Below are 11,501 nucleotides of genomic sequence, written 5' to 3' on the forward strand. Positions count from 1 at the left end.
AGCTATACCAGCCTGGGTAGCGGCGTGGCGCTGGTCGGTGTGCTCGACCGCGCATCGGGAGAGGACGTTGGCGGCTACGCCATCGGCCAGGGAACGCTGACCAACGCCAGCAATTCGAACTACGACATCACTTTCGACAGCTCGACCTTCAGCATCGGCAAGCGGGCCGTGACGGTCACAGCGACGGCTGGCCAGGGCAAGACCTATGGCAATGCCGATCCGTCGTCCTATGGCTACACCACGTCGGGTCTTGGCAACGGTGTCGCCCTTGTCGGTGCGCTGGACCGTGCCGTGGGCGAAGACGTCGGCGGCTATGCCATCGGCCAGGGCACACTGACCAACGGCAACAATTCGAACTACGACATCACCTTCGACAGCTCGACCTTCAACATCGCCAAGCGCGCCGTGACGGTCACCGCTACATCAGGGCAGGGCAAGACCTACGGCGATGCCGACCCGTCATCCCTGGGCTACAGCTATACCAGCCTGGGCAACGGCGTGGCGCTGGTCGGTGTGCTGGACCGTGCAGCGGGCGAAGATGTCGGCGGCTACGCCATCGGCCAGGGAACGCTGACCAACGCCAGCAATTCGAATTACGACATCACCTTCGACAGCTCGACCTTCAGCATCGGCAAGCGCGCCGTGACGGTCACTGCTACATCAGGGCAGGGCAAGACCTACGGTGATACCGACCCGTCATCCCTTGGCTATACCACATCGAGCCTCGGCAGTGGCGCAGCGCTTGTCGGAGCGCTTAGTCGGGCAAGCGGCGAGGATGTCGGCAGTTATGCCATCGGCCAGGGCACACTGACCAACGCCAGCAATTCGAATTACGACATCACCTTCGTGGGTGGTACGAGCTTCAGCATCGGAAAACGTTCGGTCACCGTCACGGCCGATGCCGGCCAGGGCAAGGTCTATGGCAACGCCGATCCGTTGTCCTACGGTTACACCACGTCGAGCCTTGGCAGTGGCGCCGCCCTTGTCGGCGCTCTCGATCGTGCCGCCGGCGAGGATGCCGGCGCCTATGCGATCGGCCGGGGCACGCTCACCGATGCCGCCAACGCCAACTACGCCATCACCTATGTCGGCGCCGATTTCACAGTCGGCAGGCGCGCCATCACTGTTACGGCCGATGCGCAGAGCCGGGCGCAGGGCATGCCCAATCCGACGCTGACCTATACGATCGGCGGGCTGGGACTGGTCGGCACCGATACGCTCACCGGTGCGCTCTCGACTGACGCAACCACGGCAAGCGCGCCGGGCAGCTATGCCATCGAACAAGGCAGCCTTGCCGCCTCGGCCAATTACGCGCTGACCTATGTCGGCGCCGATCTGGTGGTGCAACCGGCCAACGCCGTGCCCTCGGTCGATACGGCCAGCGTTGTCGCCTACAGCGCGGCCAGCCACGGTGCCGGGCGACCGGCTCCGGTGTTCTTCACCGGGCAGCCCGCCAGCGGGGATGTGCAGACGCTGCTCGAGGATCCACGCCTCGATGGTCCTGCCTTCTGCCAGAGCCTGGCGGAAACCGCTGCTGTCTGCGCCGCATCCATCCAGTAAGGCGCGCCTGGGGATCAGTGTCCCGGGGCGTCGTCGTCTTCGTTCTCGGCATCGGCGCCTTGATCGTGAACCTTCTGCCAGCGAGCCACCGCCTGACCAAGCGCGACGTCGCCGAGATGTTCGGCCAGCCGCGCCTGCTGGCGCAACGCCAGGCGCACGGCTGCGCGCGCGAAGCGGTTGGCCGGCATGTCGAAGCTTTCGGGCCCATCGCCTTTCGCCAGTCCGTCCGTCACGCGCCGCTTCACCGCAACGATTTCCGGATTGCCGTAGCCATCGAGCAGGGCCTGGAAGTCGCGATGCAGGCCATCGTCGAAAGGCAAGTCCTCGCCCATGGCGCCGATCACCGGATTGCCCGGATGCAGCGAACCGAGCGGCATGAGATGTTCGGGAATGGGCGTGTTGGCCGAATGGGTGCGGCCGCTCTTGAGCAGCTTCGGCAGGAGATGCGTGTGCGGCCCCGGCGGCGAGACCCCGCCCGTGTCGGGACCGCCGATCTTCTGATAGACTTCGATGCGGCCGATATTGGTCAGCGCGACACGGTGCGGATGCGCGCCCAGGATCGCCATCAGGGCCGGATTGTCGTGTTCGAACAGTGAGCGGCCAAGGCCGGCCCTCAGTACCGCGAGCAGCTTCGGATCGCTGGTGCGGATGCAGAAATCGCATTGCGGCAGCGACAGGCCCATGTCGAACAGGATGCCGGTGCGGTCGATGCCGCGAATGGCGTCGTCGTCCGGTCCGAGTTCAGTCAGCACCGAACGCGCCGACCGCCGCGCCTGGGCGTCGGACAGGCAGAGCGACACGGCCTGGCTCCAGCGATGGCGTTTGGGGCTCACCGTCTCGTAGGCGACGGCGCGTATGCCAGCCAGCTTCCGGCGGTCGATGTGAATGGCGCCGCGCCTTGTCGCGCGCAGCAGATTGCGCGGATCATCGACGACGGGGGCTTCGTCGGCGTCCTGATGGAACTCGGCGATGGCGCCGAAGCTGCCCATGCTCCAGCCGGTGCGCCAATCGGCCAGATGTCGCCGCAGCAGATGTTCGAGATCGCCCATGACTACTCCTTGTCTTCGTGATCCGCCGCGTCGGCGGCGACGACGTCCATGGGCTGGATCACCATGCCGCCCATGGCTTCGCCGAGATAGGCCTCGACGCCGTAGATCGCGCGCAGCCGCCCGGCGGTCAAAACAGCGCGCGGCGGCCCATCAGCGATAATGATCCCCCGGTCGAGCAGGATCAGGCGCGAGCACCAGCGCGCCGCCAGGCCGAGATCGTGCATGGAGGCGACGACCGCCCGGCCTTCAGAAGCGAGATCGGCGAACACCCGCATGGAGGCGATCTGATGCGAGGGGTCGAGACCGGCTGTGGGTTCGTCGGCCAGAAGCAGCGGCGCCTCCTGCGCCAGCACGCGGGCAATCAGCACGCGGGCCTTTTCGCCGCCCGATAGTTCCGTCGCCGGCCGGTCGCGAAAGGCGGAGATTTCCATGCGCTGCATGGCGCGATCGATTGCCTTCATGTCCTCGGCGTCCGGCCGCGAAAAGGCGGTGCCGTAGGGTGCACGGCCGAGCGACACCAGCATCTCGACCGACACCGGCCAGGCGATGTCGCGTTCCTGGGGCAGATAGGCGGCGTGCCTCGCGCGCTGGCGGATGGAGAGCGTCTCGTTGCCGTTGATGAGGATGCGGCCGTCGCCGCGCACCAGGCCCAGCGCGGCGCGCAGCAAGGTGGACTTGCCGGCGCCGTTGGGACCGATCAGCCCGACGAATTCGCCGGGCGCGACGTCCAGCGACACACCCTTGAGCACGGGCCTGCCGCCGAGCGAGACACACAAGCCGGAAACGGAAAGCAGGCTCACGGCAGTTGCCTCCGCGTCCGGTAGACCAGCCAGAGGAAGAACGGCGCGCCGACGATCGCGGTCAGCACGCCGAGCTTGAGGTCGCGTCCCGGCGCGATGATCCGCACCAGAATATCGGCCGCGAGCAGCATGGAGGCGCCGCCGAGCGCGCTGGCCGGGAGCAGGCGCGAGGGCCGGGCGCCGACCAGCGGCCGCAGCACGTGCGGCACGACAAGACCGACGAAGCCGATGGCGCCGGCAACCGCGGTCGCGGCGCCGACCGAGGCGGCGGTGCCGAACACGGCCAGGAACTGCACGCGCCTGACATCGACGCCCATGCTGACGGCGGCATCATTGCCGAGCGTCAGCGCGTCGAGCGAGCGGCCGAGGCTCGCCAGCATCGCCCAGCCGGCGAGCATGAAGGGAGCGGCGAGCCACACATGCGTCATCGAACGATCGGTGAGGGAGCCCAGCATCCAGAACATGATCTCCAGCGCGGCGAACGGATTGGGCGAGAGGTTGAGCGCCAGCGAGGTCATGGCGCCGGCGAAAGCGGAGACCGCGACGCCCGACAGGATGATGGTGAGCGCGCCGCCGCGCAGGCCGGCCATCGCCTGCACGACGAGGACCGCCAGCACCGCGCCGGCAAGGGCGGCCAGCGGCAGGCCGAGCGCGAATGCGGCGGACAGGCCGGAATAGATGGCGATCACAGCGCCGAGCGAGGCCGAGGCGCTGACGCCGAGCAGGCCGGGCTCGGCCAGCGGATTGCGCAGCCAGCCCTGAAGCACCGCTCCTGACAGGCCAAGCGTCGCGCCGATCATCAGGCCAAGCAGGGCGCGCGGCAGACGGATCTCCCGCATGATCAGCGCGATGGCGTCGCGTTTTTCGGAAAACAGCGCCGACAGGCTGTCGCCGAAGCCGATCGCCGCCGGGCCGACGGTCAGCGACAGCAGGAAGAGGATCAAGGTCGCGAGAGCGAGAACGGCCAGCACCAGCCGGTAGCGCGCGAGGTCGCTCATGGCGCGGCACCTTCCGGCTTGCGCGCCGCGTCCTGGAGGATACGGGCGGCCTCGAGCATGAACGGCGCTCCGCAGATGGTGTATTTGCCCGGTATGGCGACCTTCTCGCCAGACAGGGCCTGGTAGGCGGGATGGACGAAGTTCTCCTGTGCCAGAGCCGGCTTCGGGTAATGGCTGTCGCCATTGACGATAATATCGGGATTGGCGAGTAGGAGCAGTTCGAGCGACAGCTTCGCCGTACCGGTCAGGCCTAAAGTGTCGCCGATATTGGTCAGGCCGGCAGCCTTGACGATGGCATCGGCGAGGGTGCCCGAGCCCGACGTGTAACTGTTGGCGTAATAGAGCGCGACGGTCTTATCAGGTGGTTTGTTTGCCTCGAGCCCGGCAAGGCCGGCATCGAGTTCGGCGACCAGTTCGCCGGCGCGTTGCTGCCGGCCGAGAATGTCGCCCATGCGCTTCAGATTGGCCCTGACATCGTCGAAGGAATTTTCCGGTGCGAATTCCTCGACCCGGAAGCCGAGCCGCCGCAGCAGGGCGACCGTGGTCCGGGTCGTGTAGGTGCCGGCAATGACCAGATCGGGCTGCATGAGGAAGATCTCTTCGGCGAGACCATGATTGACCAAATAGGCGCCGGCCTGATCGGCCAGCACCGACGAACCCGGGTCGCTGGCGAGATACGAGACGGAGTAAAGCTGGCCGGGGCCGGCGATCAGCATGGCCATCTCGTCGGTGCACAGGTTCATGGAGACGACCCGCTTCGGCGCCTCGGCGGCCAGTGCGGGCACACAGGCCGTCACGAGGGCGGCGATCGCCGTCCCCGCGCAGAGCGCGCAAGAAGGGTGTCGGCTTCCTGCCATCGGTCAGTAGCTTCCTTTCAGGCCGATGAAGGCGGTTCGGCCCTGCGTGTTATAGCCGAACACTTCCTGATACTGCTGGTCGAACAGGTTTTCGATGCGGCCATAGGCTTCCAGGCGCTCGTTGATCCTGTAGCTGCCGCCCACGTTGACGACCGTGTAGGCGCCGAGCGTGACGCTCGTCGTTCCCGCCATGGAGAACGAATTGTCCAGCATCCTGCCGTTGAAGACCACCTCGCCGAAGACGCGGGCCCGGTCCTCGTCGAAGAGGTAAGCGGCGTTGAGCGAGCCGGAATGTTTCGGGCGGCGCACTTCAACCTCGCGCGGACCTCCAGCCTGCTTCTGCTCCGTCGAGTCGGTATAGGTATAAGTCGCTGTAGCCGAGAAGCCGTTGAACAGATCGACCGTTGCCGACAGTTCGATGCCCTGCCGCTTGCTGGTCCCGCCAAGGTTATCGGGGGTCGATAGATACAATGGCCCCGGACCGAACTTGGTGTAGATCTCGTTGGTCAGGTCCTGATTGAAATAGGTCACATCGACGACCAGGCCGCCATTGAAGAAGCCCTGTTCGACGCCGATGTCGAAGCCGGTGCTTTCCTCCGGCTTGAGGTTGGGGTTGCCGACGAAGCTGCCGGGATAATAGCCGAACTGCTCGTAGAAGGTCGGGTTGGTGATGCCGGTGCCGACCGAGGCATGCAGGCGCGTTGCGGTGTCCGGTACCTTCCAGGCGCCGCTGAGGCTCCATGTGGTGGCGTCCTCGAAGCGGTCGTTGAGGTCGCGGCGCAGGCCCGCATTTACATAGAACTGTTGCAGGAATTCGCCGCGATATTCGCCGACGAAGGAATTGCTTTGGCGGCTGAAGGTCTGCGTCAGATGCGAAGGCGCAAATGTCTCGCGCTGCCAGTCATAGCCGGCCGTCAACTGGTGGTGGGCGTCCAGCATCGTCGGCGTGTCGAACTGGTAGCTCGCCTGGTAGCTGCCCTTGTAGCGGTTGCCGTCGTCCCAGGTGTTCGGGTCGGAGGTGGCGAGGCTCGAAAAGCTGTCTCGATGCGTGTCGCTGCCGGTGAAGCGGGCCTTCTGGGTCAGCGCGCCGTCCATCGAGACATAGCTGGCGCCGACCGAGCCGAAGAATTCGCGCGTCGCCGTCCAGTCCGGACCGTCGACAACCTGCCCATAGGTGCCGCTGCCCCACCTGAAGTCCTGTGGATCGGTGTCGCTCCTGCGGTTCACGTAGCGCAGCGTGGCGTCGACCGTGAGGTCGGGTGACAGGTCGACGGTGAATTTGCCGTTCAGCGTGGTGTTGCGGTCGCCGTCTTTCTCGTTGCCGTTGGCCGCGATGTTGAAGCCGTCGGTACGGCGGAAGGCGGCCGACAGGGCGACATCGTAGTTCTGGCCGCCACCACGCAGCGAAACGCCGCCGAGGAAGGTTCCGTCCGTGCCGCCCTCGGTGCGCGCATCGACCTTGAAGCCGTCGCGCCCGCCGCGTCTGGTGATGATGTTGACGACGCCGGCGGTGGCGTTCGAGCCCCAGAAGGCGCTTTGCGGGCCGCGCAGGATTTCGATGCGGTCGATGTCGTCGACCAGCAGGCTGCCGAAATCGAACTCGCCGCTCGATGTCTCCGAGACCTCGACGCCGTCGATCATGACCAGCAGATGGTTCGCCTCGGCGCCGCGCACGCGCACCTGCGTGAAGCCGCCGAACGAACCTGTGCGCGATACGGCAAAGCCGGGAACTTGGCGCAATGCGTCGGCGACATAGCGCACCTGGTTCTTCTCCAGTTGCTCGCCTGTAATGACGGTGAAGGCGCGGCCGGATTTCTCCTGTTCGATGGGTGTGCGGCCATCGGTGACGAGAATCCTGTCGAGCGTCCTTGCCTTGTCCTGTTCCGTCTGTTCCTGCGCGTCGGCAATGCCTGTCAATGCCAGCGCCAACGCGCCGGCCGTGAATGTCCGTTGATACATGTCTGCCCCCGAAAATATCTGGCAGGGCGAACGACATCGCCCCGGGTTCTGCTGAAAAACCGCAGGCAGAAAGCGAATGGCAGATTTCCTGGCACGTCCATCTTCCCCGACCGTCCCGGCATGCGGCAACACTTTTTCAAATGTCACCGCCACGGGCGACCGCGCATGAACACACCCCGTGTTCGTGCATGGGTGACGGGAACGGGCAGGTCTCCTGACTTCCGTGTCTTCGCAGCTCTTCCGCCTTCCCGGTCGCGCGACCAGTGGCTTCGAGGAAGATGGCTCAACGGTTACAGTTGCGGGGGCAGCCACGGAATCGGCAGATGTGCCGGCCTCACCGTGTTCCCTTTTCATCCGCCTCGCGGCGGAACCAGTTCCGGTCGGAAAGCTAGCGAGCGATCCGGCAGGCGTCAACCGCGCCTGCCGGATCATGTGGCTATCGGGCGCGCCTCCGGGGATCGTCGTCGGAGGCGTGTCCGTATGGTCGTGGCTAGCCAGCGTCAGCCGTTGGGATAGTAGCCGCCGTCGGCGCCGTCGCCGATGTAGAAGCCGCCGCCCGAATCGAGCTGTAATTGCTGATCCAGGTCCTCGATCTGGCCGAGCAGACTCCGGTAGGCGCCGCCGCTTGAGGCCGATAGATGGATGCTGTCGGCCTGCATCATCAGATCGTGCTCCTGTGCGGGCGTGATCGCCTTGGCATCCATCGCCTCGACGATCCCCTGCTTCACGCCCTGCAGTTGATCCATGATGGCCCTGTCCTCGACGGACATGCCGCCCGGTTCGACCCTATGGCGATGGACGGCATAGGCACTCGACAACGGCACCGCCGCCAGAAGTGATGCGATAAAGATGGTCTTCGGTATGAAACTGCGCATGGCTGCGCCTCCCTTCAACGGGAAAAGCGGTATGCATATCGCTTTCCGATCGCGGGCAAATCCGCTCCCGTCGCGTCGCGATGATCCTGTCATCGCCGGCGGTTCGTGGCCCGCACCATGGATATAGGCACGTTGCGGATCGCGGCACGGCGGGGAACGCAAAGTTGACAGTTCGTGATCGCCAGGGAGCGCCTGCCTGTCATGCCGTCACTCTCCTGGCTGCACGCCCGGCTGCCAGGGGTAGCGCGCCCGTGAACGCAATTGCCGGCCCCATTGGCCGAAACGGTCGACATAGATGTAGATGACGGGTGTCGTGTAGAGGGTCAGGATCTGGCTCAGGATCAGGCCGCCGACGATGGCGATGCCCAGCGGCTGACGCAGTTCGCTTCCTTCGCCGAGGCCGATGGCCAGCGGCACCGCGCCGAACAGCGCCGCCATGGTCGTCATCATGATCGGCCGAAAGCGCAGCAGGCATGCCTGGTAGATGGCGTCGCGCGCCGATTTGTTCTCGCCACGCTCGGCGGCCAGCGCGAAGTCTATCATCATGATGGCGTTCTTCTTGACGATGCCGATCAGCAGGATGATGCCGATCAGCGCCATGATCGAGAACTCGGTGTTGAACAGTGTCAGCGCCAGCAGTGCGCCGACGCCGGCCGATGGCAAGGTGGAGAGAATGGTCAGCGGGTGCGCGTAGCTTTCGTAGAGAATGCCGAGCACGACATAGACCGCCAGCAGCGCCGCAAGGACGAGCAGCGGCTGGTCGGAAAGCGAATCCTGGAACACCTTGGCCGTGCCCTGGAAACTGCCGTGGATGGTGGTCGGCATGCCGATGCGGTCGGCGGCCGCGTTGATCGCGGCGACACCTTCGCTAAGCGCCACGCCCGGCGCCAGGTTGAACGACAGCGTGGTGGCGACGAACAGGCCCTGGTGGTTGACCGAAAGCGGCGTGCTGCCGGGTCCGTAACGCGCGATCGCCGATAGCGGCACCATGGTTTCGGCGCCGGTGCTGACCGCCGCTCCGGTCGAGGCCGCCGTCCTGCCGGTGCTGGTGATGGAATTGTTGGCCTGGTTGCGCGCAGCATCCCCGGCGATCGACGCCGCGCTGGCGGACTGGCCGGAAGCCGCGAAAGTGCCCGCGACGGCGTTGCTCGACTGCGAGCCACCGACCGAGCCGCCCGACGTGCTGACATAGACATTCTTCAGCGCATCCGGGGTCTGCCAGTATTGCGGGGCGACCTCCATGATGACGTGATACTGGTTGCGCGCCACGTAAATGGTCGACACCTGGCGCTGGCCGAAAGCATCGTAGAGCGTGTTGTCCACCTGGCTCGCCGATACGCCGAGGCGCGTTGCGGTGTCGCGGTCGATGGTGATGTCGGCTTCCAGGCCCTTGTTCTGCTGGTCGCTGTTGACGTCGGTAAGCTTCGGTTCGGTCTGCAGCGCAGCCGCCAGTTTCGGCGCCCATTCGGCGAGCTCGTCGAAGCTGTCGCCCTGCAAGGTGTACTGGTACTGCGCGTTCGACTGGCGCCCGCCGACGCGTATGTCCTGCACGGCCTGCAGGAACAGCGTGGCGCCGGGCACGACGGCGAGCTCGCGCCGCAGCCGGCCGATCACCTGGTCGGCGGAGATTTTGCGCTCGGCCAGCGGCTTCAGCGACACGAACATGAAGCCGGAGTTGGTCTGGCCGCCGCCGGTGAAGCCGACCGCGGTGTCGACGGCGGGATCCTTGCTGACGATGGCGGCGAACTGGCTGAGCTTCTGCGACATCAGCTGGAACGAGGTCGCCTGGTCCGCCTGGATGGAGCCGGTCAGCCGTCCGGTGTCCTGTTGCGGGAAGAAGCCTTTCGGAATGGTGACGTAGAGATAGAAGTTGAGGCACAGCGTCGCCGCCAGCACCGCCATGATCAGCAGGGGATTGTTCAGCGCCCAGGAGAGCGAGCGGCGATAGAAGTTCAGCATGCCCTCGAAGACGCGTTCGCTGAGGCGATAGAGTCGGCCGTGCCCGCCCTTGCTTTCGCCGCGCAGCAGGATCGAGCACATCATCGGCGTGGTGGTGAGCGAGATGGCGAGCGAGACCAGGATCGCCGCAGACAATGTGACGGCGAATTCCCGGAACAGGCGGCCGATGATGCCGCCCATCAAGAGGATGGGAATGAAGACAGCGATCAGCGACACGCTCATCGACAGCACGGTGAAGCCGACTTCCTGCGCGCCCTTGATGGCCGCCTCGATGCGGCCCATGCCGTCCGACATGTGACGGGAAATGTTCTCCAGCACGACGATGGCGTCATCGACGACGAAGCCGGTGGCCACGGTCAGCGCCATCAGCGACAGATTGTCGATGCTGAAGCCGAGCAGATACATCACGCCCAGCGTGCCGACCAGCGACACCGGCACCGCAACGATCGGCACCAGCGCCGAGCGCACGTCGCGCAGGAAGGCGAAGACGACCAGGATCACCAGGCCGATGGCGATCATCAGCGTCTGCGCGACCTCGTCGAGCGAGGCGCGGATGGTGGTCGAGCGGTCGACCGCCAGCGACAGGTCGATGGCCGGCGAGATCGAGGCGCGCAGCGTCGGCATCAGCGCCTTCACCCGATCCACCGTTTCGATGATGTTGGCGTTGGGCGAACGGTTGATGATGATCAGCACACCCGGCTTGCCGTTGGCGAGGCCGGCATTGCGGATGTTTTCGACCGAATCGTTGACCTGGCCAACGTCGGACAATCGCACCGGCGCGCCGTTGCGATAGGCGACGATCAGCGGGCGATAGGCATCGGCCTGCGTGGCCTGGTCGTTGGCGTAGATCTGGTAGCGCTGGTCGCCGGCATCGATGGCGCCCTTGGGGCTGTGGGCGTTGGCGGAAGCAAGTGCTGCGCGCACATCCTCGAGCCCGATCCCGTAATTATAGAGCACCTGCGGGTTGAGTTCGACGCGCACGGCGGGCAGCGAGGAGCCGCCGACCGACACTTCGCCGACACCGTCGACCTGCGAGAGCTTCTGCGCCAGCACGGTGCTGGCGGCATCGAAGAGCTGGCCCTTGGACAGCGTATCGGAAGTGAGCGACAGGATGAGGATCGGCGCGTCGGCAGGATTGACCTTGCGATAGGTCGGGTTGGAACGCAGGCTCGACGGCAGGTCGGCGCGCGCCGCGTTGATCGCCGCCTGCACGTCGCGCGCCGCGCCGTCGATGTCTCGGTCCAGTCCGAACTGCAGTGTTATGCGCGCGCTGCCGACGCTGCTCGACGATGTCATTTCGTTGACGTCGGCGATCTCGCCGAGATGCCGCTCCAGCGGACTGGCGACGGTGTTGGCCACCACTTGCGGACTGGCGCCCGGCAGCGACGCCTGCACCGAGATGACGGGGTAGTCCACCGCCGGCAGCGGCGCGACCGGCAATTGC

Annotated in this window: 8 protein-coding genes and 1 riboswitch; of the genes, 1 reads left to right on the forward strand and 7 read right to left on the reverse strand. The window is 65.6% G+C overall.

The window, feature by feature from the left end; all coding sequences use genetic code 11:
• Positions 1 to 1,560: MBG domain-containing protein (locus J0I79_RS33565; RefSeq protein ID WP_292870005.1), on the forward strand; the 1,560-nt coding region annotated here is incomplete at its 5' end.
• Positions 1,561 to 1,574: 14 nt separating this feature from the next.
• Here the strand turns inward: J0I79_RS33565 and J0I79_RS33570 are convergent.
• The 7 genes from J0I79_RS33570 to J0I79_RS33600 form a co-directional block, all read right to left on the reverse strand.
• Positions 1,575 to 2,609, reverse strand: a complete 1,035-nt coding sequence (locus J0I79_RS33570; protein ID WP_292870008.1) for a hypothetical protein — start codon at positions 2,607 to 2,609, stop codon at positions 1,575 to 1,577.
• A 2-nt stretch (positions 2,610 to 2,611) separates the two neighbouring features.
• Positions 2,612 to 3,409 carry an ABC transporter ATP-binding protein gene (locus J0I79_RS33575; protein ID WP_292870011.1) on the reverse strand — a complete coding sequence of 266 codons (798 nt, stop codon included), beginning with the start codon at positions 3,407 to 3,409 and terminating at the stop codon, positions 2,612 to 2,614.
• Complete coding sequence (locus tag J0I79_RS33580; protein WP_292870014.1) at positions 3,406 to 4,407, reverse strand: iron ABC transporter permease; 1,002 nt, start codon at positions 4,405 to 4,407, stop codon at positions 3,406 to 3,408. Before J0I79_RS33580 ends, J0I79_RS33575 begins: the two co-directional genes overlap by 4 nt.
• Positions 4,404 to 5,264, reverse strand: a complete 861-nt coding sequence (locus J0I79_RS33585; protein ID WP_292870017.1) for an ABC transporter substrate-binding protein — start codon at positions 5,262 to 5,264, stop codon at positions 4,404 to 4,406. The genes J0I79_RS33580 and J0I79_RS33585 overlap by 4 nt, the downstream gene beginning before the upstream one ends.
• A 3-nt stretch (positions 5,265 to 5,267) precedes the next feature.
• The gene (locus tag J0I79_RS33590) at positions 5,268 to 7,223 is read right to left on the reverse strand and encodes a TonB-dependent receptor (protein WP_292870020.1); all 1,956 of its coding nucleotides are present in this window, start codon (positions 7,221 to 7,223) and stop codon (positions 5,268 to 5,270) included.
• Positions 7,224 to 7,409: 186 nt separating this feature from the next.
• Positions 7,410 to 7,613, reverse strand: a riboswitch (cobalamin riboswitch).
• A gap of 110 nt (positions 7,614 to 7,723) precedes the next feature.
• Positions 7,724 to 8,098: a hypothetical protein gene (locus tag J0I79_RS33595; RefSeq protein WP_292870023.1), complete on the reverse strand. Its 375-nt coding sequence runs from the start codon at positions 8,096 to 8,098 to the stop codon at positions 7,724 to 7,726.
• Positions 8,099 to 8,305: 207 nt separating this feature from the next.
• On the reverse strand, positions 8,306 to 11,501 hold a 3,196-nt coding region (locus J0I79_RS33600; RefSeq protein ID WP_292870026.1), incomplete at its 5' end, for an efflux RND transporter permease subunit.

It is taken from the genome of Mesorhizobium sp., from assembly GCF_017306585.1.
Taxonomy (GTDB): Bacteria; Pseudomonadota; Alphaproteobacteria; order Rhizobiales; family Rhizobiaceae; genus Mesorhizobium.